At 62.4% G+C, this 24,530-nt stretch carries 22 protein-coding genes; 11 read left to right on the forward strand and 11 right to left on the reverse strand.

Annotation, left to right across the window (positions count from 1 at the left end):
* Positions 1-61 precede the first annotated feature (61 nt).
* The 4 genes from QP994_RS08835 (at position 62) to QP994_RS08850 (ending at position 4,538) form a co-directional block, all read left to right on the forward strand.
* Positions 62-955, forward strand: a complete 894-nt coding sequence (locus QP994_RS08835) for a sulfurtransferase (RefSeq protein WP_284866297.1) — start codon at positions 62-64, stop codon at positions 953-955.
* Positions 956-1,076: 121 nt separating this feature from the next.
* On the forward strand, positions 1,077-2,867 hold the full coding sequence (locus tag QP994_RS08840; RefSeq protein WP_284866299.1) for an acetyl/propionyl/methylcrotonyl-CoA carboxylase subunit alpha: 1,791 nt from the start codon (positions 1,077-1,079) through the stop codon (positions 2,865-2,867).
* 6 nt (positions 2,868-2,873) lie between these two features.
* The gene (locus QP994_RS08845; RefSeq protein ID WP_284866301.1) at positions 2,874-3,350 is read left to right on the forward strand and encodes a GNAT family N-acetyltransferase; all 477 of its coding nucleotides are present in this window, start codon (positions 2,874-2,876) and stop codon (positions 3,348-3,350) included.
* A gap of 183 nt (positions 3,351-3,533) precedes the next feature.
* On the forward strand, positions 3,534-4,538 hold the full coding sequence (locus QP994_RS08850) for a hypothetical protein (RefSeq protein ID WP_284866303.1): 1,005 nt from the start codon (positions 3,534-3,536) through the stop codon (positions 4,536-4,538).
* 53 nt (positions 4,539-4,591) lie between these two features.
* Here the strand turns inward: QP994_RS08850 and QP994_RS08855 are convergent, their stop codons facing one another.
* The gene (locus QP994_RS08855; protein WP_284866305.1) at positions 4,592-5,251 is read right to left on the reverse strand and encodes an ABC transporter ATP-binding protein; all 660 of its coding nucleotides are present in this window, start codon (positions 5,249-5,251) and stop codon (positions 4,592-4,594) included.
* On the reverse strand, positions 5,251-6,231 hold the full coding sequence (locus QP994_RS08860) for an ABC transporter permease (protein ID WP_284866307.1): 981 nt from the start codon (positions 6,229-6,231) through the stop codon (positions 5,251-5,253). Before QP994_RS08860 ends, QP994_RS08855 begins: the two co-directional genes overlap by 1 nt.
* 112 nt (positions 6,232-6,343) lie before the next feature.
* Between QP994_RS08860 and QP994_RS08865 the strand changes: the two genes are divergently transcribed.
* Complete coding sequence (locus QP994_RS08865; protein WP_284866309.1) at positions 6,344-7,477, forward strand: sensor histidine kinase; 1,134 nt, start codon at positions 6,344-6,346, stop codon at positions 7,475-7,477.
* A complete protein-coding gene (locus QP994_RS08870; protein ID WP_284855519.1) occupies positions 7,477-8,076 on the forward strand; it encodes a response regulator in 600 nt (199 codons plus the stop codon). Before QP994_RS08865 ends, QP994_RS08870 begins: the two co-directional genes overlap by 1 nt.
* On the opposite strand, the gene QP994_RS08875 is transcribed toward QP994_RS08870, so the two are convergent.
* The 5 genes from QP994_RS08875 to upp form a co-directional block, all read right to left on the reverse strand.
* Complete coding sequence (locus tag QP994_RS08875; protein WP_284866311.1) at positions 8,069-11,512, reverse strand: pyruvate carboxylase; 3,444 nt, start codon at positions 11,510-11,512, stop codon at positions 8,069-8,071. The two genes, QP994_RS08870 and QP994_RS08875, sit on opposite strands and share 8 nt — an antisense overlap.
* Before the next feature lie 24 nt (positions 11,513-11,536).
* Entirely contained in the window at positions 11,537-12,943 is a 1,407-nt protein-coding gene (locus tag QP994_RS08880; protein ID WP_284855521.1) for an NAD(P)H-quinone dehydrogenase, read from the reverse strand.
* A gap of 127 nt (positions 12,944-13,070) precedes the next feature.
* Entirely contained in the window at positions 13,071-14,261 is a 1,191-nt protein-coding gene (locus QP994_RS08885; RefSeq protein WP_284855522.1) for an amidohydrolase, read from the reverse strand.
* Positions 14,262-14,336: 75 nt separating this feature from the next.
* The gene (locus QP994_RS08890; protein WP_102724066.1) at positions 14,337-14,717 is read right to left on the reverse strand and encodes a helix-turn-helix domain-containing protein; all 381 of its coding nucleotides are present in this window, start codon (positions 14,715-14,717) and stop codon (positions 14,337-14,339) included.
* 98 nt (positions 14,718-14,815) lie between these two features.
* Entirely contained in the window at positions 14,816-15,451 is a 636-nt protein-coding gene (gene upp / locus QP994_RS08895; RefSeq protein WP_102724067.1) for a uracil phosphoribosyltransferase, read from the reverse strand.
* Positions 15,452-15,522: 71 nt separating this feature from the next.
* Here upp and QP994_RS08900 point away from each other — a divergent pair, with 71 nt between their 5' ends.
* The 3 genes from QP994_RS08900 to QP994_RS08910 are packed head-to-tail and all read left to right on the forward strand — an operon-like array spanning position 15,523 to position 18,014.
* Complete coding sequence (locus tag QP994_RS08900; RefSeq protein WP_284855523.1) at positions 15,523-15,819, forward strand: hypothetical protein; 297 nt, start codon at positions 15,523-15,525, stop codon at positions 15,817-15,819.
* Entirely contained in the window at positions 15,816-16,736 is a 921-nt protein-coding gene (locus QP994_RS08905) for a C40 family peptidase (RefSeq protein WP_284855524.1), read from the forward strand. The genes QP994_RS08900 and QP994_RS08905 overlap by 4 nt, the downstream gene beginning before the upstream one ends.
* Positions 16,737-16,775: 39 nt before the next feature.
* The gene (locus tag QP994_RS08910; protein WP_284866313.1) at positions 16,776-18,014 is read left to right on the forward strand and encodes a SatS C-terminal domain-containing protein; all 1,239 of its coding nucleotides are present in this window, start codon (positions 16,776-16,778) and stop codon (positions 18,012-18,014) included.
* A gap of 257 nt (positions 18,015-18,271) precedes the next feature.
* Here QP994_RS08910 and QP994_RS08915 read toward each other — a convergent pair whose 3' ends face one another.
* Positions 18,272-19,030, reverse strand: coding sequence for a VIT1/CCC1 transporter family protein (locus QP994_RS08915; RefSeq protein ID WP_284866314.1), 759 nt, complete (start codon positions 19,028-19,030; stop codon positions 18,272-18,274).
* 148 nt (positions 19,031-19,178) lie between these two features.
* On the opposite strand from QP994_RS08915, the gene QP994_RS08920 reads away from it, so the two are divergent.
* Positions 19,179-20,477 (forward strand): D-alanyl-D-alanine carboxypeptidase family protein, encoded by a 1,299-nt coding sequence (locus QP994_RS08920; protein ID WP_284866316.1) that lies wholly within the window; start codon positions 19,179-19,181, stop codon positions 20,475-20,477.
* On the opposite strand, the gene QP994_RS08925 is transcribed toward QP994_RS08920, so the two are convergent.
* Together QP994_RS08925 and trpS are read right to left on the reverse strand one after the other, a co-directional pair.
* Positions 20,428-21,516 (reverse strand): YhjD/YihY/BrkB family envelope integrity protein, encoded by a 1,089-nt coding sequence (locus tag QP994_RS08925; protein WP_284866318.1) that lies wholly within the window; start codon positions 21,514-21,516, stop codon positions 20,428-20,430. The two genes, QP994_RS08920 and QP994_RS08925, sit on opposite strands and share 50 nt — an antisense overlap.
* 48 nt (positions 21,517-21,564) lie before the next feature.
* Positions 21,565-22,572, reverse strand: a complete 1,008-nt coding sequence (gene trpS, locus QP994_RS08930) for a tryptophan--tRNA ligase (RefSeq protein ID WP_284855529.1) — start codon at positions 22,570-22,572, stop codon at positions 21,565-21,567.
* 224 nt (positions 22,573-22,796) lie between these two features.
* Between trpS and QP994_RS08935 the strand changes: the two genes are divergently transcribed.
* Positions 22,797-24,052 (forward strand): IS3 family transposase gene (locus QP994_RS08935; protein ID WP_502870036.1). Its coding sequence is split into 2 segments (ribosomal slippage): positions 22,797-23,082 and positions 23,082-24,052, totalling 1,257 coding nucleotides; the frame shifts between segments, so codons are not numbered across the junction.
* 161 nt (positions 24,053-24,213) lie between these two features.
* Here the strand turns inward: QP994_RS08935 and QP994_RS08940 are convergent.
* The gene (locus tag QP994_RS08940; RefSeq protein WP_284866322.1) at positions 24,214-24,372 is read right to left on the reverse strand and encodes a hypothetical protein; all 159 of its coding nucleotides are present in this window, start codon (positions 24,370-24,372) and stop codon (positions 24,214-24,216) included.
* Positions 24,373-24,530: the final 158 nt, after the last annotated feature.

Below are 24,530 nucleotides of genomic sequence, written 5' to 3' on the forward strand. Positions count from 1 at the left end.
GGTAGCGGTTCACATGTATGGTGTCTAGTGACTGTAAGCACGCCACTGGGAGGACACTCGCATGGGAATCGAATTCGATCCGTTTGCCCAATTCCAGGATTTCGCACACCCGGAAAAATTCGTGTCGGCTTCCTGGCTGTCGGCCCGGCTGGGCACGGATGGTCTCCGCGTGGTGGAGTCGGACGAGGACGCGTTCCTCTACGATATCGGCCACATCCCTGGTGCGGTACGCATTGACTGGCACCGGGACCTCAATGATCAGACGGTGCGGGACTTCATCGACGGTGAAGCCTTTGCCAAGCTCATGGATTCTAAGGGTATCGGCCGCGATGACACGGTAGTCATCTACGGTGACCGCAACAACTGGTGGGCTGCCTACACCGCCTGGGTGTTTGAGCTTTTCGGCCACCCGGACGTGCGCCTCCTCGACGGTGGGCGTGACGCGTGGATGGGCGAGGAACGCGACACATCCTACGCCGTCCCGGATTACCCGTCCCGTAACTACCCGGTGGTGGAGCGTCAGGATAAGCCACGGCGCGCATTCGTCGATGATGTTCGCTCGCGCACCAAGAAGCACCTGCTTATCGACGCACGCGGGCCCGAGTTCTACTCCGGCGTCGAGCACCTCACTCAGACAGATCCCAACTGCTCCTCCCCTGTCCAACGCCACGGCCACATCCCGGGTGCGGTTAATCACCCGTGGGGTGCATCGGTGTATCCGAATGGGCGGGTGAAAGATCGGGCGTCGATCGCTGAGGCTTATGCCCATACCCTTGCCGCCGTGGACACGGACAATCCCTCTGTCATCGCGTACTGCAGTGCCGGGCAGGCTGCCGCACACACATGCTTCATCCTGCGCAACGTGCTGGGCATCGAAGAAGTGGCACTGTATGACGGCTCCTGGGTGGAATGGGGCAACATGGTCCGCATGCCCATTGAAAGGGAATTGGACTAGGTTCCGGATAGTCGCTGCAGGCTGTAATTCTTCGCGCATTGCGTGCGATACCTCTTATGTGGGCAGCAGTGCTCTACCCTAAACAAGGTCCCCGAAAAGTTTTCGACGAGGAGTTTTTGAATTGTCCGCAGCGTCCAACGCCCTGACCATCAGCAAAGTTCTGGTTGCTAACCGCGGTGAGATCGCCGTCCGCGTCATCCGAGCAGCGAAGGACGCCGGCATCGCCTCCGTGGCTGTCTATGCCGAGCCGGACACTGACGCGCCCTTCGTCGAACTTGCGGACGAAGCGTTTGCCCTCGGCGGCGCCACCGCCGCTGACTCCTACCTGAACTTTGACAAGATCATCGGTGCTGCCAAGGCATCGGGCGCGGACGCTATCCACCCGGGCTACGGCTTCCTGTCCGAGAACGCTGACTTTGCCCAACGCGTCATCGATGAAGGCCTGACCTGGATCGGCCCCTCCCCTGAAGCCATCGCACTGCTGGGTGACAAGGTGGAAGCACGCCAGATCGCCGAGAAGGTCGGCGCCCCGATGGCCCCCGGCACCAAGGAGCCGGTGAGCACCGCCGATGAGGTCGTGGCTTTCGCCGACGAGCATGGCCTGCCCGTAGCCATCAAGGCCGCCTTCGGTGGCGGTGGCCGCGGCATGAAGGTCGCTCACACTCGCGAGGAAATCCCGGAACTCTTCGAATCCGCCACCCGTGAAGCCGTAGCCGCCTTCGGTCGCGGCGAATGCTTCGTCGAGCGCTACCTTGACCGCGCCCGCCACGTTGAGGCCCAGGTCATTGCGGATAAGCACGGCAACGTCATCGTCGCTGGCACCCGCGACTGCACCCTGCAGCGCCGCTTCCAAAAGCTCGTGGAAGAAGCACCCGCCCCGTTCCTCTCCGATGCTCAGCGTGAAGCCATCCACTCCTCGGCCAAGGCGATTGTGAAGGAAGCCGGCTACTACGGCGCTGGCACCGTGGAGTACCTCGTCGGTGCCCCGGAAGCTGACGGCTCTGACGGTCTTGTTTCCTTCCTCGAAGTAAACACCCGCCTCCAGGTGGAACACCCCGTTACCGAGGAAACCGCTGGCCTCGACCTCGTCCGCGAACAGTTCCGCATCGCCTCCGACCTGCCCCTGCGTCTCACCTCCGATCCGGAGCCACGTGGCCATGCCATTGAGTTCCGCATCAACGGCGAAGACCCCGGCATGAACTTCATGCCGGCACCGGGCACCATCACCCGTTACGTCGAACCCGCTGGCGCCGGCATTCGCGTCGACTCCGGCGTGCGCGCCGGCAACATCGTCGGCGGCCAATTCGACTCGATGCTGGCCAAACTCATTGTCACCGGCGAAGACCGCGACGAAGCCATCCAGCGTGCCCGCCGCGCGCTTGCCGAGTACGAGATCGCTGGCCTCCCCACCGTCATTCCTTTCCACTTGGCTGTTCTTAATGATCCAGCCTTCATCGGTGACGGCGAACGTTTCGACGTGTACACCCGCTGGATCGAAGAAGAATTCAATAACACCATCCCGCCGTACCAGGACAGTGACGACGATATTGACGTTGCCGATTCCGAACCGGCAAAGCGCACCTACGCCGTTGAAATCGACGGCCGCCGCATCGAAGTTGCCCTCCCCGCCTCCCTCGTCATCGGCAACGGGGCGAAGCGCAAGTCCAAGAAGCGCCGCTCCTCCGGCGCTGCCTTGTCCGGCGATGCGGTGCCGGCGCCGATGCAGGGCACCGTCGTCAAGGTCAACGTGGCTGAAGGCGACACCGTCAACGAAGGCGACATCCTGCTCGTCCTCGAAGCCATGAAAATGGAAAACCCCGTCAAGGCCCACAAGTCCGGCACGGTCAAGGGCCTGGCCGCTGAACAAGGCGAACAAGTCAACAAAAACGCAGTACTACTGGAGATCCACTAACTCTTTATGAAGTTCACGCTCGTCCCAGCAACCGAATCCGACCGCACCTACCTGCGCCGCCTGGAATACCTCGCCGATGTCTTCGGCAACGAATCCCGCAGCCGCATCGGCGCCATGCAAAGCCCCGAAGAGTACGTGGACAAATGGTCCCCTGAACGCGACGGCGGATTCATCGCCTACGACGAAGAACGCATCCCCGCCGGTGGCGTGTGGCTACGCTACTGGGCACCGGAGGATGATTACACCGACGCCAACCTCGGACCTAACATCCCCGAACTGTCCATTGCTGTGGAGAACCGCTCCCACGGCCACCAACTCGGCCGCACTCTCCTCCAAGCAGCGTGCGACCTCGCGGCTTCACAAGGCGCCACCACTATCGCCCTCCACGTCGAGCCCGGCAACGACCGCGCCCAGCACGTGTACGAGGCCTTCGGCTTCACCTGGTCGGACCATCACCCGGAAGTGATGACGAAGCAGCTCTAGGGGTGCCTTCCGCGCTGTGGCCCGGGCGACGAACTCCCGGAAACGCTACAGGAATTCACTAAAAGCCCAGGACGTACGACGAACTCTGGAGAGTTCGTCGGCAGCACCCCCTCGAACCACCCCCTCCCAACTTTTTCACCGCCCGAGGGAACCGAACCGGGGTCAACGGCGGTCTAAGGTCATATGACCGAATTATTCAATGGCATGTCCATCACCCGTCCCATCCACCTTGAACCACTAGGTTCCCGGCCAGGCCTCGTGCCCATTTCGGACACGTTTGGCCTGGCACCGGAGCTGCTCATAGACCGAAATCTCGCCGAACGCGACGCCGAGTTTCACCACCAACGCCTTGGCTACCAAATCCCGCAGGCCTACCGCGCGACAGCGTTTGCCCTGGAAAACCCGCACCTGACATTGACCGGTTTCGGAGCACTAGCACTGTACGGAGCGAAGTTTTTGGGCGACGGGTGCGACACAGTGCTCGCCGGTACGCGCGTGCCAAACCCCCAAAAAGCTGGCCCGGGCAAGCCACAGATCTCCCGATCATCACTCGACACACACGAGAAATGGCGCGCTTACCTGCACGGAACCTGGATCTCCATCGCTTCGCCCGCGGTCGCCGTTGCACACGCACTCAAAGAAATACGCCGCGAAAGAGCCGGTTGGCCTGTGGTGCGCTGCGGGGATCTCCACCCCACTCTCATCAGGGCCATTCAGCTTATCGACGTCTCCCGTCTCCTCACCATCGATCCCCTCCACACCCTTGCCGCCTGCAAGAACCGCCTCGACCTCCCCTGGGTGACTGATGCTCTGATCCGCTCCTCTTCCCTGGCCGAATCTCCGAAAGAAACCGAGATGCGGTTGATCGCGGAGCAAGTGGCCAGAAAACACGGCCTTCACCTGCAAGAACAAGTCCCAGTGAAAGCCAATGGCCAGTGGATCACGCGCTTTGATCTGGCTCTCATCTGTCCCGTGACCGGACAGCGTTTTGGTTTGATGTACGACGGCATCCAGCACTGGGACTACGAGCAGCGCAACAAAGACGCCAGCATCAACCTCAACGCGACGATCGAGGGCTGGGTGCCGCTGCGGTTTTCCAGCACGAGCTTGCCCACGATGTTTGAGGACCTCGACCGCTTCTTCACCCGGGTACTATCTACTCCCCGAAACGCTACAGGAATTCACTAAAAGCCCAGGACGCACGACGAACTCCGGAGAGTTCGTCGCATGGCTGCGACCGACTAGGCCAGCGCCGGCGCCTTCTGGTGCTCGCTGACAACAAAGACGTCGTCCCGGTCGGTGATGAGGGACTGGTCGTGGGTGACAAAGCCACAGGCGATGCCACGGTCCTCGACGAGTTGGCGGAGGAGTTTCACGATGTCCCGGGAGCGGGAGGAGTCGAGGGCGGCGGTTGGTTCATCGGCGAGAACCAGTTCTGGTTCGCCCATGAGGGCGCGGGCGATGCCTACGCGCTGGCGTTGGCCGCCGGAAAGGGCGTGCATGTCGCGGTCCCCGAGCCCACCGAGTCCGACAACTTCGAGCAGCTCATCGGCGCGTTGCTTGCGCGGTTTGATACCGCGGATGTGGTCGGTGACGAGTAGCTGGTCGCGCACGTTCAACGCCGAGATGAGGTTGGCCTGCTGGAAGATCATGCCGATCTTGTCGCGGCGCAGATCATTGTCCACCGGGACCCCACCCAGGGTGGCGGTGCCGGAATCCGGGGTGATCAGGCCGGCGGCGACGGAGAGGAGGGTGGATTTGCCGGAGCCGGACTCGCCAACAATGAAGGTCAGGCGGCCGGGTTCAGCGGTGAAGTTAAGCTTGTCCAGGATGGTGCGGCGTTCCTGGCCGTCTTGGAAGGAGACGGTGACGTCAGTGAGTTCAAGTTTGGATGTGGACATTATGCGACACCTCCGAGGGCGCTTTGAGGGTTGACTTTGCTGATGGAGCGGGTGGCCAGTACGGCGCCAGCCATGCCCAGAATCCAGACGAGCAGTGGTGGCAGGGCGATCACGCCGAAGGACAAGGTGAACGGCGCAACACCTTCCATGGCGAACCCGATACCCAGACCGATGAGGGCGCCGAGGGTGACGCCGATGAAGAGCAGGATGGCTGACTGGCCCACGGCGTCCTTGAGCAGGTACTTGTTCGAGGCGCCGATGGCCTTGAGGATGGCCAGGTCACGGGTGCGCTGGATGGTCCACACGGTGAGGAACGCCACGATGACCAGTGCAGCAATGGCGTAGAGGAAGCCCTGAATCATCTTCAGAGACCCCTGTTCCGAGGCGTAGGCGGGCAGACCCTGGAAAGACTCCTCCAACGAAACACCCCCTTCGATGGCCGGATCATCGGAGAGCAGAACGGTGCCGTCCGCGTCAGTGTGGAAGACCTCCTGCCATGTTGCGGTGGGGACCCACAAAACGGGGGTGTGGGCGAACATGAGGTCCTCACCGATCGCATCGACGGGGATGGTGGTGCCGGCGAGGGAGAGGGCGCTGTGAAGCGAAAAGTTGAGTGAAGGTGAGGCGACCGCACCATCGCCGAGGACCTCTCCCCCAGGCAACGTGGTGCCGCGCGGCAGCGAGAGGAGGGAGACGGACTGTTCCGTGCCATCCGGCCCGGCGACGAGCATCTGGCCGGTCCCGAGTGCGTCCGTGCCCGGCAAACTATGCACGCGCGAGGTGGTAAACGACGGGTCCTGCGGGTCCTCAAAAACCACCGCGGCCGGGTCGAGCGCCTCGAGCGCGGACGTATTCTGCTTACCCAAACCCGAGGTCAGACCCGTCAGCACAACAACGAGAAGGGTGATCAGCGCGACGGTGCCCACGATCAGGCCGAAGCGTCCCTTCGCTTTCTTGATTTCACGGATTCCTACGAACATGCTTCCAATTGTGGCCGTGACCTGCGCGGTTAACATCGGGCTGCGGGTTGAAAAAGGAATCGACCGTTCGGTTGATACAAGACCAGCCGGGGGCCGCACTAGGGTTGCCGGCATGACCTCCAACCGCATTTTGGCCACCCTGCGCGTGAGCCTGCACGTGCTGGTGGCCACGCTGTTGGGTGTGGGGCTTGTCAGCGCCATCCGGGACCACCACTGGTCCGCCGTCCTCGCGGCGTTGCTATTCGCGGGCATCTACCTGTTCGGCACCGTGTGGCACCACCACGGCCGACCCCATTCGCACCCGCAAACATTGGCGTGGCTGGGTGCGGTAGTGATCGTGTGGGTGCTGCTGGTGGCACTGTCCCCGACCTTCGTGTGGCTGGAGTTCCCGCTGGCCATCCTCGCCTGCTTCCTGCTCCCAACGGGGTGGGGTCTGGCGCTCACGGGCGCGCTGCTGGCCTACACCTTGAGCGTGACTTTCCCAGCGGATGGCCCGGGTGGGCTGATCGGCCCGACGATTGGCACGGTGCTGGCTGTAGGCATCGTGCACGCCTACAAGGCGCTCAACGCGGAGACGGAGCACTACCGCCAGCTAGCCACGGACCTGGAGGCCGCGCAATCGGACCTCGCTGCCGCGGAACACGAGGCCGGCCGTGCGGAGGAACGTGCGCGCTTGTCGCGGGAGGTGCACGACACAATGGCGCAGGGCTTGAGTTCCATCGTGTTGCTCGGCCGTGCGCTGGATAAGGAACTGGAAAATGTTGGCGCTCCTGAGTCCGCTCGCGACACTCTGGCCACCATCCGGGACACCGCTGCGGAAAACCTGACGGAGGCTCGTCGCTTCGTCGCCGGCAATGCTGCGCCCGCCGCGCCGGTGGAGCGCCTGATCACCCGCATTGAGCGCCTGGCTCGGTCCGCGGAGCGCCGCCAGAAGGCGCTGGGTGAGCCGCTGGATGTGCGGGTCCAGGTGGTGGATCTGCCGGAGCCGGCCGCCTCGGTGGCCGAGCGCGTTGTGCGGGAGGCGCTGAGCAACGTGGTGCGCCACGCGGGGGCAAGCCTGGCAGTGGTCACCGTGGATAAGCTGGGCACCCAGGCCACGGTTGACGTTTACGACAACGGTCGCGGTATCACCGGGCCGCTCGGTTACGGCCTCAAGGGGCTGCAAGCGCGCGTCGCCGAGGCCGGCGGTGAGCTCACGGTCGAAGGAAATGTCGTCGCCGCAACCCTTCCCATCAAGGAGAACTAATGCTCAACGTCATGCTTATCGACGACCACCCCGTCGTCCGCGCCGGCCTCCGCGCCGTGTTGAACTCCTTCGGCGATATCACCGTGGTTGCTGAAGCCGCCGACGGCACAGCGACGGTCCCCGAAGGCGTGGACGTGGTGGTGAGTGACATCCAGATGCCCAACGTGGACGGCATTGAACTGACCCGTCGCCTCGTCGCTGCTGATGGGCCGCCGGTACTGATCCTGACGACCTACGACACCCAGGCAGACGTCGTTGCCGCCGTGGAAGCCGGCGCGATGGGCTACCTGCTTAAGGATGCCCCGGAGGATGAGCTCCACGACGCAGTGGTGCGCGCCGCCCGCCGTGAACGCGCCCTATCCCCGCAGGTAGCCAACGTTCTTGCGGAGCGGGTCATGCGGCCGGACGAGGCTCTCTCCCCGCGCGAGATCGAACTCCTCCGCCAGGTCCAAACCGGTGCCTCCAACAAGGAGATCGCCTCCGCCCTGTTCATCTCCCAGGCCACGGTGAAAACACACCTGATCCACATCTACTCCAAGCTCGGAGTGGATAACCGCACTGCCGCCGTGGAGGTGGCGCGGCAAAGGCGAATTATTTAACTACGGCGACCAAATCGCCGCCCTCCACCTTCGTCGGTTGACCAAACGCCACCTTTTCCACAACACCATCCACCGGTGCGGAGATGGTGGCTTCCATCTTCATCGCTTCGATGGTGGCCACCGGGTCGCCGGCCTTGACCTCGTCGCCTACCTTGACCGTCACGTTGACCACACCGGCGAACGGTGCGGCGACATGGTTCGGGTTGGAAGGATCAGCCTTCTCTGCTTCGGCAACGGTGGATTCGGCGTTCTCATCACGAATAGTCATCGGACGCACCTGGCCGTTGACGGTGAGGATGACCTGGCGCATGCCCTTCTCATCCGGCTCACTGACGGCGTCGAGGCGAACGACGAGGGGCGACTGGTTCTCCTCAATCTCCCCGTAGTAGACCATGATCTCCTTGCCCTCTTCGAGGCCATAGAAGAACGCCTTGTCCCCGAGCTGGTCCGTGACGCCGTAGAGGCGACGGTGTTCCATGAACTCGGCGTACTGCTTCGGGAAGAGGAGTTTGTCCAAGGCGATGCGACGTGCACCTGACGCCTCATCACCATCGGCGTTGAGCTCCGCCTCCAGGTCCGCCGGGACGTCGACGGTGTGGTCCACCGGTGCACGGTCCGCCAGAGCCTTTTCGCGCAGCGCAGGCCAGCCACCAGGCGGGGTGCCCAATTCGCCTTGGAGGAATCCGATGACGGATTCCGGGATGTCGTACTTGCGCGGGTTGTCGGCGAATTCTTCTGGGGTCACACCCGCGCCCACCAGGTAGAGGGCAAGGTCCCCCACCACCTTGGAGGACGGCGTCACCTTGGTGGGGCGGCCGAGGATCTCATTGACGCCGGCGTAGTACTCCTCGACGAGCTCGAAGCGGTCCGCCAGCCCCAAAGCCTTGGCCTGGGTGCGCAGGTTGGACAGCTGCCCGCCGGGGATCTCATGGCGGTATACACGGCCGGTGGGGCCAGGGATGCCGGACTCAAACGGTGCATAGACGGCGCGAACAGCTTCCCAGTATGGCTCCATGTCGGAGACTGCCTGAAGGGACAGGCCCGTGTCACGCTCCGTGTTGGCAAAGGCAGCAACGAGGGCCGACATGGACGGCTGAGACGTCGTGCCAGCCAACGGCGCGGAGGCCACATCCACCACATCGGCACCGGCGGCAGCAGCGGCGAAGTAGGTGGCCAGCTGCCCGCCGGCAGTGTCGTGGGTGTGTACGTGGACGGGCAGGTCGAAGCGGGAACGCAGCGCCTCAACCAGCTTCGCCGCAGCGGCCGGGCGCATTAACCCAGCCATGTCCTTAATAGCCAGCACATGCGCACCTGTGTCCACGATCTCCTCGGCCAGGCGCAGGTAGTAGTCCAGCGTGTACAGGTCCTCGGCCGGATCGAGTAGGTTGCCGGAGTAGGCCATGGCTACCTCGGCGACGGTGGTGCCGGTGTCCAGGACGGCGTCGATGGCGGGGCGCATCTGGGAGACGTCGTTAAGCGCGTCGAAGATGCGGAAGATGTCCACGCCGGACGCGGCGGCTTCCTTCACAAAAGCCCGCGTGACGGATTCCGGGTACGGGATGTAGCCCACGGTGTTGCGGCCGCGCAGGAGCATCTGAATGTTCACGTTCGGCATGGCCTCACGCAGTGCGTCCAGGCGCATCCACGGGGATTCGTGCAAAAAGCGCATAGCCACGTCATAGGTCGCGCCACCCCACGCCTCCACCGAAGTGAGCTGCGGGGTCAAGTGGCCGACGTGCTTCGCGGCGGCAACCAGCGTGTTCGTGCGAATGCGGGTGGCCAGCAAGGACTGGTGTGCATCGCGGAAGGTGGTCTCCGTAACCCCCAGCGCGGTCTGGTTGCGTAGCTTCTCCGCCCACTTGACTGGCCCGAGTTCCAGCAGGTCATCGCGAGAACCGCGCGGTAGCTCACCGTAGTCATGGGCAGGCAGCTTCTTCGAGGGCTGCAGGATCGTCGGCCGCTGACCGTTCGGCTGGTTCACGGTCACGTTGGCCAGGTAGGTCAGGATCTTGCCGGCATCATCTGCTGCCGGCGGCGCCTCCAACAGGCCCGGGTGTTCTGCGATGAAGCCGGTGTCAATGCGCTTGTGGCGGAAGTCCGGTTCGCTGAGGAGGGCGCGGAGGAAACCAATATTCGTCGATACGCCATCGACCGCAAACTCGTTGAGGGCGCGCAGGGCACGATCAACGGCGACCTGGAAATCGCGCCCGCGACATGTCATTTTGACCAGCAGCGAATCAAAATTCGGCGTGATCTCCGTGCCCACCCCCACGGAACCGTCCAGGCGTACACCCGCGCCACCCGGCGAACGGTAACCCGTGATCGTGCCGGAATCCGGGCGGAAACCGTTCGTGGGATCCTCCGTGGTGATGCGGCATTGCAGCGCCGCACCGGACACCGTGATCTCCTCCTGGCGCACATTCAGATCCGCCAGGGTCGCGCCCGCGGCGATGTACATCTGGTTTTTCACAATGTCGATGCCGGTGACTTCCTCCGTCACCGTGTGCTCCACCTGCACGCGCGGGTTCATCTCAATGAAGACATGATTGCCGCGCTCATCCACGAGAAACTCGACGGTACCCGCGCCCTCATAGTTGATCTCTTTGCAGAAATTCACCGCGTCTTGGCAAATGCGCTGGCGCTGTTCCTCGGTGATGTGCTGCGCGGGCGCGATCTCCACAACTTTCTGGTGGCGGCGCTGCACGGAGCAGTCGCGCTCAAACAGGTGCGCCACGTTGCCGTGCGAATCCGCCAGAATCTGCACTTCAATGTGCTGCGGGTTGATCACCGCGCGCTCGATGTACACATCCGGATCGCCGAAAGCGGCCTCCGCTTCGCGCGAAGCTTCCGCCGCGAGGGCCTCAAGGTCCTCTCGCTTTTCGACGAACCTCATCCCCCTTCCGCCACCCCCCGCCACGGCCTTGACAAACACGGGGAACTCAAAGTCCTCAGCGAAACGTGCCAGTTCCTTCGGATCTGCAGACGGCTCCGAATCCTTCAGGGTGGGCAGCCCGGCGCGCTCCGCGGCGCGGACTGCGGCGGACTTATCGCCGGTCAGATCCAGAGTTTCCGGGGAAGGGCCGATGAATGTGATGCCTTCTTCGGCGCAGCGGCGGGCCAGTTGCGCGCGTTCGGAGAGGAAACCGTAGCCGGGGTACACCGCATCAGCACCGGATTGTTTGGCAGCGCGGATGATTTCCTCAATGTCCAGGTACGCCTTGACGGGCTGGCCTGCCACGCCGATCTGCACCGCTTCGTCCGCGAAGGGCCGGTGGAAGCAGTGGCGGTCTTCTCGCGGATACACCGCGACGGTTTTCGCACCTGTTTCGAAGGCAGCGCGGAAAGCGCGCACTGCGATCTCGCCGCGGTTAGCAACGAGGATTTTGGAAAACGTAGGCAGGTTCTCCCTGCCAATTCCGTTGGTGGTCGTGGTCATGGCAGCTCCTCGGAAAATTCGCGTTTAGTTCAGGTCGGTCTTGTCCACCAGGCGGCGTGCTGCCTCGGTGATGGAACCGGACAGGGACGGGTAGACGGCCATGGAATTACCCAGGTCCTCGACAGTGAGGTTGTTGGTCACGGCGATGGTCAGCGACAAGATGAGCTCCGATGCCGTCGGCGCAACGATCACGCCGCCGAGCACCTGGCCGGAGCCTTTGCGGGAGAAGATCTTCACAAAACCGGAGGTCAGCGAACGCATCTTCGCACGCGGGTTGGTGGCTAGGTTGAGTTTGATGACGTCGGCGTCATACTCACCGTTCTTGATCTGTGCCTCAGTGATGCCCACAGCGGCGATCTCCGGACGGGTGAACACGGCATTGCCCACCGTGCGGATACGCAGTGGCTCCACGCCTTCACCCAGCGCGTGGTACATGGCAATGCGGCCCTGCATCGCGGCAACGGATGCCAACGGCATGAGATCCGTACAGTCACCCGCCGCGTAAATGCCGGAAACGTTGGTGCGGGACACGCGGTCCACATGAATATGGCCCGATGGGGTGACGTCCACGCCCTGAGATTCCAGCATGAGGTCCTTGGTGTTCGGGATGGAACCAATGGACATCAAGCAGTGGGAGCCGGTGATCTCCCGGCCGTCGCTCGTACGCACGACCACACCGTCACCGGTGTTTTCCACGCTGTCCACGCGTGCGTCCTTCACCAGCGTCACATCACGGTTGGACAGAACCTGCTCCAGCACGTCCGCCGCGTCCGCGTCATCGTGCGGAAGGATGCGGTCAGAGGAACCAACCATGGTGACCTTCACGCCCAGTTCAGCGTAGGCAGAAACGAACTCCGCACCCGTCACACCAGAACCGACCACGACGAGGTGCTCTGGTTCCTCAATCAGGTCATACATCTGCTGCCAGTTCAGAATGCGGCGGCCATCCGGCTTCGCATCCGGCAACACACGCGGGGAAGCACCGGTGGCAATGAGCACGATGTCACAGTCGTAAGTCTCCATCGTGCCGTCCGGCAGCTCCGCCTTCACGCGGTGCGTGGTGTGTCCTTCCTGGCGGGATGCGAAGCGGCCCTTGCCGTTCACCACACGCACGCCAGCACGCTCTAGCTGCTGGCGAATGTCACGGGACTGCTCCGACGCCAGCGCAACCACACGGTTATTCAAGGCTGGGATAGACAGGTTCACATCACCCAGGCCGTGCTTGAGGCCCATGGCATCCGCACGACGCAAGTCCGTTTTCACGTTCGTACCAGCGATGAAGCCTTTCGACGGCACCACGTCACGCAGAATGCCCGAGCCACCCACACCAAGCTGCTCAATGAGAGTGATGTCCGCACCGTACTGGCTGCCCACCAGCGCCGCCTCGTATCCGCCCGGGCCGCCGCCGATAATGACAATTTTCTTGGACACGCACGTCTCCTTACACAGCTTGCGTCAAATCAGGTTTGAAAAGTTTCCGTCCGCCCACTCTAGCCGTCAAGCAGAATCCGTGCGCATCGTGTGTCCGCTTGCCTAGTTGACCTAGACCTAGCGAGGTCTAGGTCAACGCAGCGGCCTGCGCATCCTGCATTCCGCCGAAGCGTTCCACGACAGAGGCGAAGAGGCGGACGCCAACGTCGATGCAGCGCTCATCAATATCAATGTCCCCGCGGTGCAGGTCATACTTCTGGCCGGTGCCAGACCAACAACCCAAGCGCGCCATGGAGCCCGGAACCTGCTCGAGGTACCAGGAGAAGTCTTCCCCACCACTGGACTGTGGTGCCTGAATCACGGCATGCGGGTCAACCGCACGGGCAGCTTCCACGAGCGCGGAGGTAGCCACGTCATCGTTCATCACCGGTGGCACGCCACGGATGTATGTCAGCTCGTGGGCGCAGCCAGTCGGGGCCACAACATCCGCCACGAGCTCTTCCATCAGCGGTTCCAGGCTCCGCCACGTACCAATGTCCTGGGTCCGGATCGTGCCGCCAATGCGACCGGTCTTCGGCACCGCATTCGGCGCAATGCCCGCCTCAATCTGGCCGAAGACCAGCACGGTGCCCGTGCGCGGATCCACACGGCGCGACAGCAAGGCCGGAAGTTGGGTGACAAGGCTGCCCAAGGCGTACACCACATCATTGGTCAGGTGCGGGCGGGATGTGTGCCCACCAGGACCATTGACGGCAATGCGCAACACATCAGCCGCCGAGGTAATCGCACCGGTACGCACACCAATTTGGCCCACCCGGATCTTCGGTTCCGCATGCACCGCATAGATACACGCCACACCATCCAGGCCACCCCACTTGATCACATCCGGGGCGCCGCCATCCATGACTTCTTCGGCTGGTTGGAAGATAATGCGGATGCCAAAGGGTAGGTCAAGCGTCGATAAGGCACACGCGAGTGCCAAACAGATCGTGGTGTGCACATCATGGCCACAGGAGTGGGACACACCGGGGACGCGGGAGGCGAAAGGCAGATTGGAAACTTCCTCCACACGCAGTGCATCAATGTCCGCGCGGAAGGCCAGCTTCTCATTGTCCTCAGGGCCGATGTCCACGTACAGGCCCGTCTCTGGGAATAGGTGCGGCTCCAGGCCGTAGTCCCGCAGCGTCTGCGCGATGAACGCGGTGGTCTCCACCTCATGGTGGGACACTTCCGGGTTGGCGTGAAGGTGACGGCGCCACCCGATAATCTCATCGCGGTGGGCGGTAAACCACGAGTCAATCTGGGCGGACAGTCCCACAGCGCACTCCCTCTTAAGGCCTAACAAGCACCAATGTTTCTGGGTGAGACTGTACTACTAGACCAAGCTGTGCAGTTAGTCGAGGTTGAGCATCTCCGCCATTGACACGGGCTCGAAGCGCTCCCAGCAGACGTCCCCAAGCTCCTCCACCACCCCGGGCAGCAGCATCGCCGGCGGCACACGCAGCGCGTAGGCCAGGCGATACACCGTGGACAACGTGGGGTCAGATGACCGCGCGCCGGTGTGCTGGTTGCGCTCCAAGTTGGACACCACGGTGCGCGATAACCCGGCCACAGTAGCCAGGCGCTTCTGGCTCAAACCCCGGAGCTCCCGGATAGCCCGGAGCCGCTCTGACATAGAAAAGCCGAGGCTGGCCCAGCGTGAGTCGCTGACCACCTCGTCGAAAGTTTCACGCCCGCTCGCATGGTCCACATACGGGTCACGTGTTGTGTCCATCATCCCCCCTTTACGGTGCGCTTCCCCCTGAAGCAGCAGTAGGTGTTTTCCCCTGCGAGACTAGCGCAGCCACGCAGAGGCTGTCTACAGCTAAGCCACTACAAATGAATGTTGCGTGGTCCGTACAGGCGATCGCCCGCATCACCGAGGCCAGGGACGATGTAGGCGTCCTCGTTGAGGCCTGGGTCGATGGCAGCGGTGACAAGGCGCAGAGGCGCATCAAGTTCCGCGATCCGGTCCACACCCGGCTGTGCGCACACCACGGTGACCACGGTGATGTCATCCGCACCGCGGTCCGTGAGCAGCTCAATCGCATGCACCAACGATCCACCAGTGGCCAACATAGGATCAACCAGGAACACCGGCTGGCCGGAAAGATCCTCAGGCAGGGCCTCCAGGTACGGGACCGGCTCATGGGTCTCCTCGTCGCGCGCCAAACCAATGAAGCCCACCTGCGCATCCGGGATCATGGCCAAAGATGGGTCCACCAGGCCAAGCCCGGCGCGGATGATGGGCACGATGATCGGTGGCTGCTTCAGGCGCACGCCGTTTGCGGTGCCCACGGGGGTTTCACAATCGAAAGTCTCTGTTTCCAGGTCTCGGGATGCTTCGTAAATAAGCATGGAGCCAAGGTCTGACAGGGCTGCGCGGAAGCTGGAATTGCTGGTTCGCTTGTCACGCAAGCGGGTGAGACGGGAAATTGCCAGCGGGTGTTCGATGACGGTGATCTGCATGAACACAATGCTAACCAGAAATTTTCGGTTCGGAGGGAACCGAATGGGGGGTTAAGGCAGTCAAAGTAAGTATGGACACTTCATTTTCTGATCTTTTCTTTGACACAACCACAGCCGCCGACCATATTGCGCGCTTGCGTAGCGACGCCGCCGCGACCCACCCCATCAATCTCCCTCCGTTGCCTGACGCCGGGCCCGTTGCTGCGCTTTGTGCCGCGGTACACAAGGCCGTCACGTCCGTGAATGAGCAGGCGGCACTCCTCTCACGCGAGGCGCACCGCACCGCCACCAACATGGAGGTCTTCACCGCGGGAGCCGTGCGCATGGACAGCTCCACCGCCCGCGTCTTCGAGGGGGTACAGCCATGATCTTCGACATCGGATCCGTCGTAGCCACAATCGCCCAGGCCGCGCCCGCCGCTTTGCCGCAGGTCACCGTCCCCTCGCTGCCAGATTTCGCGTCGGTCGCACCACTCGCCGCCATCGTCGGCGCCGATCCTCACCGTATGCTTCGCGCAGCCCGCTCGCTTTTCGACGATCACAGCACCCTCACCACCACCCTCCACGACGCCACTCCCCTCATCCACGCCGCCGGTCTGGACATCCTGGGAATCGGTCAACGCTTCCTAGCCCAAGCCGCACCCTTGCTTCCAGGCCTGCTGGCGGGCCCCGGCGCGGCAGGAGTCATGGCGCAGCTCGTGGGACTAGCCACCCAAGCTTTCACCGCCGTAGCTGAACGCCTCAACCAACTGGAAGGGGAACTCCAGCCACTGGTGAACCGCCTCGAAGGGCTCGTTACAGCCGCGGCCGCCCGCGAGCAGCTCGTTCCCACCGCCGCCAATTACGCCGCTGAAAGCCAGCTCCGGCAGCTGGCAGGGGTGGAGGAGTTGGGTGAGGGGGTCGGAGGGGTGCCAGGGGGCGTCGATAAGCAAGAAGGCAGTAACGCCGTGGGGCGCGCAGCCGTGGAAGCCGCGAAGAGCCAACTGGGCACCCCCTATGTGTGGGGAGGCAGCGCGCCTGGCGGATTCGACTGCTCCGGGCTGACCTCATGGGCCTATAAGCAAGCCGGCATGGACATTCCACGCACCGCCGAAAGCCAAGCCGTCGGACGGCAAGTAAGCTACGAGGAACTCCAACCCGGTGACCTCGTCGTCTGGTCTGGACACGTAGCCATGTACGCCGGCGACGGGCAGATGATCGAGGCCGGCTCACCCGTGCAGATGAACCCCGTGCGCACCAACAACATCGGCATGCCTTTCAAAGGCTTCTGGCGCCCAACGGGGTAGCGCGCGAAACCTCATGCTCATTGAGTAATGTGACAGGACATGAGTACGCGCGCGATCCTCCCGGTGAAAATCTCCTTGACCGAGGGTGACTTCTACACCCTCTGGGCCCCCACTTGGCGCCAAGGTGGCACAGAATGGCAAGCCTTCCTCGGCGACAAGGACAACGTCCTAGTGTTCAACAGCCCCGAAGCCCTGCTGGTCTACCTCGAGGACCACACCGACCACGACCTCACTGACCACCCGAAATGGCCCGCCTTCCAGGCCGGCGGGGATGACCGCGTTGTGCCAGGTGAGAAGAATGTTTATGACATCATCGGCCTGCCGTCCTACCTCGCCGGACGCCCCAGCCACGAAAACGTCTCCGCCGTCGCACGTGGTTTCCAGCTGGCCCGCTCCCTCGCGGAAGTAGCCAGCGCCACCGACGCACAAATCTTCTTCGCCTCCCACTCCATCCTTGGCAACATCAACCGTGGCCATGAGCACTACTCCGGCGACAACGGGCTGTCCGAATGGTCCGGTGTTGGCCGCACCGTGCTGGCCAACTGGGAAAACGTGGTCCACTCCCTCGACGAGGCCGTGCGCGTCGTGGAAGATTCCGAGCTGGACTCCAAGCGCGTGAGCGCCGCTGCTGATTCCATCGCCGCCGCGACCACCGCCCGCGAAGAGGCCCGCTCCGCTGCCGAGAAGGAAGCCGAAGCCGCCCGCGCCGCCGCCGACCCCTACGACATCTCCGCCTGGGCCGAAGCCGGCATCGACCCCGTGAAAATCACCGTCCAGGGCAAGGGCGTGTACACCATGCGCACCTACGTCGACGGCGCCCCCATCTTCCTGGGCAAATACGGCGAGATCTTCACTTTCCCCACCGCCAAGCACATGGCCCGCTGGATCGTGGACAATGACGACCATGACCTCGCCGCCGTATCCACCTGGCCTGACATCATGAACCTGGCCAACTCCGGCGAACTCGAGGTCACCGTCCACCCGGATAACTCCTACTCCTTCAACGGCATCGCCGCTGACATCGATAAGGGCGTTGACGCCGTGGACACCAAACAGATGGCCAAGGCCTACGAGCTCATGGCCGACGCCGCCGACTGGGCCAACGACGACTCGTTGAACTCCTTCCTCCTAGCCAACCCCCGCATGCAGGACTACCTCGCCTACATGCTCGGCTCCACCGAGGCCGCCGGCTACGTCCCCTCCGCCCCCTTCACCGACAAGGCCGAGGGCTGGAAGAGCCTCGAGGAGATCCTGGTCAAGCGGTTCTCGAAGTTCTAGTCGGGTCGGGGGCGCGGGCTGTTTCGGGCCCCGGCGCGATCAACTCCCCGAAACGCTACAGGAATTCATTAAACGCGCAGGACGTACTACGAACTCCGGAGAGTTCGTAGTAATCAGTCCGCCCGAGACGGTCTATGCACGATTCTCAAGATTCGTGCACAACCCCCTCTAAAACACCAGGTGTGCCCTCAACTCCCGGGAGTTGAGGGCACACCTTCGTTGTTGGGCAGGCTCCTTAGCTGGCTTTAAGCCGAGCTTTAAGCCATCCCAGTTCCCAGCAACGTACCCACGAGGTAGGTAACCGCCAGGGCCAGGCCACCACCGACGACCAGTCGGACCACGGCCTTGGCCGGCTTCGCCCCGCCGAGCTTGGCGGAGATCGCACCGGTGATAGCCAGTGCGATGAGGGTGACCACCACCGTGACCACCACTCGCGCCATCTCCGGGGCGAGAAGCACAGCAGCCAACGGCAGCAGCGCACCCAGGAAGAAGGAGATGAAGGAGGCGGTCGCGGCGGACCACGGGTTGACCAGGTCTTCCTGGTCAATGCCGTAGTGGATCTCCAGGTGGGCGCCGAGCGGATCAATCCGCGTGCGCTCGCGGGCAACAGCAATGGCGGTCTCTTCGCTCAGGCCGGAGTTCTTGTACGCCTGGACGAGGTGGTTAAGTTCCGCCTCTGGGTCGGCGTCGTGCAGCCCACGTTCGGTTTCAATGGCGGCTTCTTCGGCGTCGCGTTGGGAGGAGACGGAGACGTACTCGCCAAGCGCCATCGAGACGGCACCACCAACGAGGGCAGCGACACCAGCCGTGGCGATCTCCCGTAGCGAGTTAGTCGCACCCGCGACACCCACCACGACAGCCGCGGTTGACACGATGCCATCGTTGGCACCCAACACAGCGGCACGCAGGCGGTTGAGTTTCTCGCCCATGCCGTGGGTTTCTACTTCGACTTCCGGGTAGTGCTCAGGCAGCACGGTGCTGGCCGAGGATGTCTTCTGGGATTCCTTTTCGCTCATGACTCCATATCTACGCCAATTCCATCCACCCCCGCAAGCAAGTAAGCACTAACTAACTGCAGGTCAGAGGGCATTTTTGAGGTGAGGCTTAGCTATCTGGGCGCGCCACAAAGGACCACCAGACAAGCGGGCCTAGACTGTCTCAACGATGTTTTCCCGTGACTTTCCTGCCCATACCAAGGCCCATACCAAGGCCCATAGCGCCCGCCTGAAAACAGCCGTCATCGCCGCAGCTCTGCCAGGCCTACTCGCCGCGCCACTCGCCACGCCCATCGCCACAGCAGACACCGATCCCACCGACCCCACTGACACGGTGATCACCCCCGCCCCGCGCGAGCACGCCCCGAACACAGACAGCTGCCCGCAGGCGACGTGGCCGCCGGAGGCGGTGAGTACGTCGGAACGCATTGCGCCGGGCTCGCCGACGCCCACACCGCTGCCGGTGACCTACGACGGGCCGTGCGGCGTCATCGCCCCGGACGGGTTCACGGTCAGCGATGATGTGCTGGCTACGGCGTGGCTGGTGGCGGACATTGATACCGGTGACGTGATTGCGATGAAGGATCCGCATGGACGGTACCGGCCGGCGTCGATCATTAAGGCGCTGCTAGCGCTGGTGGTCATTGAGGAGTTGCCGCTGGACAAGAAGGTCACCGTCAGCGATGAATCCGCTGGCCAGGAGGGCTCCGCGGTGGGCTTGGGTGGTGGCGGGGAGTACACCGTCGGTGACCTGCTACACGGGCTGCTCATGGTGTCCGGCAATGATGCCGCACACGCGCTCGCACAGGCTCTCGGCGGGGATGAGAAGACGCTGAAGAAGGTCAACGCCAAGGCCGCCGAGCTGGGTATGAAGGACACGCGCGCGGCCAGCTACTCAGGTTTGGACGCACCGGGGATGTCCACCTCGGCGTGGGATATGGGCTTGGCGTATCGCGCGGCGTATGCGAACCCGGTGTTCACCGAGATCATCTCTACGGAGTCCTACCCCTTCCCCGGCTACACCACGAAGGATGGCACGGTCTACGAGGACTTCGACGTCTGGAACGACAATAATCTCTACCTCAATGACCCGGATGGTATCGGGGGCAAGACCGGCTTCACGGATGATGCGAAGCACACGTTTGTCGGCGCGCTTGACCGCAACGGCCGCCGCATCATGGCCATCGTGCTCGACACCACCGTCGATCGCGCCCGCGCCTGGGAGCAAACCCAACAGCTTATCCATGAGGGGTACAAGGTCCCACGTTCGAAGGCAGTCGCATCGCTTATCGACGTCTCCGCCCCCACCACCCCCTCCCCCAACGAAGAACCCCCGGCCAGCGACGGTGAGTCACCGCCGTGGGAAGGCATCGCGGTTTTAGCCGCAGTGATCGCCCTGGCGGGCGTGGGTACGTGGTTTAGCGTCGCGTCAAAAGCGAAAGCGCGGCGACGCCAGCAGCGCCAATAGCGGCACCGATGCCGATGCTGCGGCCGGTGTTGTCCGGCTGGGCAGCTGCGGCGCGGATGTTGATCACTGCTGGTTCCGGAATCTTCGGCTCCTCCAGCGCCAAGGATTCCTCGGTGGTGGCAGTCCACGCGGAGACGTAGAGCACCACGCGCCAGACGAGGTAGAGCACGACCATCAGGGAGATGATCGGGCCGAAAATCGCACCGGCTGGGTTGCCGGTGGCGGAGCCAACGATGACGGTGGAGAACTGCTTAATCAGCTCAAAGAGCACGGCACCCAGCAGGGCACCCTTGAGGCCGGACTTCTTCGGCACCTTGGTACGCGGCATGAACACGACCATCCACCAGAACACCAGGAAGTTAGCAGCGATACCGGCAATAAGGGCAACCAGGAAGACGACGAACCGGGCGCCGGGGAAATTGCCGAGGCCGAAGTGTTCCATGGCAGTCGTCGTCAAGCTTGAAGAGCCCACTGCAGTGACGCCGAAGGCAACGATGAGGAGCACCAGCAAACCGATGAGTGCAACGAGGTCCGCGAGCTTCTTCGTGATGAAGTTGCCGCCACCCTCATTTGCATCCAGCGCCCACATGGCACTGATGCCGGTGCGCAAGTGGTTCATCCAGCCAAGGCCGGACCACAGAGTGGTCAGCAAACCGATGCCGGCCACCGCACCGCGCTGCGCGATCGCGGCGTCCACCAGCTGAATGATCATGTCACCCGTGTCACCGGAGACGGACTGCGCGATCTGATCCTGGATCTGCTCCAACAAATCCGGGCGTGCCGCTAGCACGAAACCCATTGCTGCGAAGAGCAACATGGTCAGCGGGAAAATCGACAGAACGGAGAAGTACGTAATTCCGGCAGCAAACTGGTTGCCGCCCTGGGCACCGAACCGGTCATTCATGCGCAAGAGGTGGGCGACCGGCGGTGCGTTCTCCTTCACCTCGGCTACAACCCCCTCATCTTTCTGGCTCGGGTGAGCACGCTCAATGCCCTGCTCGTCCGTAAATCCCTTACGGGGTGACGTGGATGTAGCCATGTGGTGGCGGTCCTTTCTCATTAGTTGTCCGCCCCACTCTAACGAGGTTTAGCGCTTCGGTGCGTAGAAGCCGACCTTCTCGTACACATCCGCCAGGAGTGGATTGGCCAATTCGCGCGCACGATCAGCGCCACGGGCAAGGATGTTTTCCAGTTCAGCGCGGTCGGCGATCAGTTCGTCGTAGCGGGCGCGAAGCGGCGTCGTAAAGGCTTCAAGCGCATCGGCCGTATCACCCTTGAGCGCGCCGTAGCCCTGGCCCTCGTACTTCTGCACGAGCGCGTCGATTGCCTCGCCGGTGAGCGCCGACTGGATGGCCAGCAGGTTGGACACGCCCGGCTTGTTCTCACGATCGAAAGCGACAACACCGTCGTTGTCCGTGACGGCGGACTTGATGCGCTTCGCAGATGTCTTCGGATCATCGAGCAAGTTGATCAAACCCTTCGGGTTCGCGCCCGACTTACTCATCTTCGCCGTCGGCTCCTGCAGGTCATAGATCTTCGCCGAACCCTCTGGAATGAAACCATCCGGCACCACGAACGTCGTGCCGTAGCGTGCGTTGAAACGCTCCGCGAGCGTGCGAGTGAGCTCCAAGTGCTGGCGCTGATCCTCACCCACCGGCACGAGCTGCGGCGAGTACAGCAAAATATCTGCCGCCATCAGCATCGGGTAGGTGAACAGACCTACAGATGTCCTGTCCTGCCCCTGCTTCGCCGACTTGTCCTTGAACTGCGTCATACGGCTGGCCTCGCCGAAGCCCGTCAGGCACTGCAGCACCCACGTCAACTCCGCGTGCGCCGGCACATGCGACTGCACAAACAACGTCGACTTATCCGGATCAATACCCAGCGCAATCAGCTGCGCAACACCCTTCAGTGTGCGCTCACGCAACTCCTCCGGATCCTGGTCCACCGTGATCGCGTGCAAATCCGGAATGAAGTAAAACGCCTCATAGTCATCTTGCAGGTCAATCCACTGCTTCAACGCACCTAGGTAGTTACCCAGGTGGTACGAGTCGGCGGTGGGCTGGATTCCGGAGAGGACACGCTGTTTAGACATAGTGGCCAGTGTATCCTCCGGCCGTGACCGGGCGCACACTAAGATTCGATTGAGCATTGCACCCGACAGCGCCCGATGGGACGAATGGAAACGTGACCGTTAGGGGAGACGGCCATGTGAAGATCACGCCACGCATTCGGGATCTCGCTGCGATCCAGCTTCGACTGGCCCCTTTATAAACCGGCCTGGGTTGGTGAGAGGGCATGATGTAACACAGGAGGAATATCATGGCTATGAGCCCCTACGACCAGGAGACCCGCCAGCGAGCGGTGCGCCTATACTTCGAGGAGCTTGCTGACGGCGCCGAATCCAAGGCAGCCGCACTACGGGCTGTCGAAGCGGTCATCGGTATCAAAACATCCACTATCCGCAACTGGGTACGTGTGGAGGAGAAGAAGACAGTCGTGGCCGTTGAGCAATCCGCTGCAGAAAAAGACGCGGAACTTATCACCCTGCGCAAAGAAAACGCCAGGCTCAAAGAAGCCAACGAAATTTTGAAACTGGCCTCAGCTTTTTTCGCTCAGGCGGAGCTCGACCGCAAACTGAAGTGATCGTGGACTTCCTCCGCACTCACCGGCACCTGTATTCCATCGAGCGGATGTGCCGCGTGCTCAACGAGCATGAATACACCATTTCACCAGCAACGTTCTACCGCTTCCAGGCCCGTGGTTTCGGGCCCACCCCTGCCGAGCTGGACGAGGCGCATGCCGCGCACCGACTCTTTGAGCTGTGGGTGGCTAATCGGCGGGTCTACGGGCGACGCAAACTATGGAAAGCCGCCCACCGGTCAGGCTGGAACATCGGCCGTGACCAGGTGCAACGCCTGATGAAGATCCTTGGAATCGCGGGTGTACTCCGACGCAAGACCACACGCACCACCATTGCTGATCCCACCGCGCAGCGTTTCCCGGATCGCATTCAACGCGCCTGGTTCCAGGCTCAGCGCCCCGATCAGTGGTGGGTCGCTGATTTCACGTATGTGCACACCAGCTGCGGTTTCAGCTACGTGGCTTTTGTCACCGACGTGTTCACCCGTGAGATCCTGGCGTATGTCGTGGACACCAGACCGACGAGGTCCTTGGCAATCCGCGCACTGCGACAGGCACTGTCGCTACGCCAGCGCCAAGACCCATACTTTGACTCAGCCGGGGTGATCCATCACTCGGACGCGGGTTCGCAGTACACCTCCACAGATCTGCGCCGTCTGCTGGCCGTCCATCAGATGGACGGGTCTATCGGCACCGTCGGTGACGCTTACGACAACGGTCTGATGGAGTCAACGATCAGGTTATATAAGTCTGAGCTCATTGATTTCGAGGCCAGGATGTGGACGCACTGGGGTGAGGTAGAACGCGCCACAGCCGGATGGGTCCACTGGTATAATCACCAGCGGTTGCATTCCTCGCTCGGGCATATCCCGCCGATCGAGCACTACGCCAACTACCAACGAGAAAACCACGCAGGCCTTCACGCCACGTAACACGCCACTCTCAAAAACTCAGGCCGATTCACCGTCTCAGAAATAGCCCGCCCATAAGCATCAAACCCAAAAGCAACCTCCGCCTGCGGACCCCGGATCCCAACAAGCCGATTGACCTCATCATAAAAATAGGCAGTAATACCCAGGACCATTCAAAGCATCTAGTTCATCAAGATCACGATGCCATCACCACGCTGTACCGCCTGAGCATAAATGGTAGCCAACTCGCCCACAGCCGACGCATCCTTCAACGTAGCGAGATCAATGCCACCAAGCTTGCCCGCTAGCCGTGTAACAGTCTCAGGGTTATTAGCCTTCAAGCCATCCGTGTTACGGCCAGGATCCCAATTTTCTGCCCCGTACACCGCTGCATCCGCATCCGTAACACCAAGATACTCAGCGAGCGTGTCAAGTTATTTGTGTGTGGGGCTGTTTTTACAGGTATTTGTCGAAGCGGTCGGGGTAGGCCACAGCCATT

This window comes from Corynebacterium sp. MSK044 (assembly GCF_030232825.1).
In the GTDB taxonomy this organism is placed as follows: Bacteria; Actinomycetota; Actinomycetes; order Mycobacteriales; family Mycobacteriaceae; genus Corynebacterium.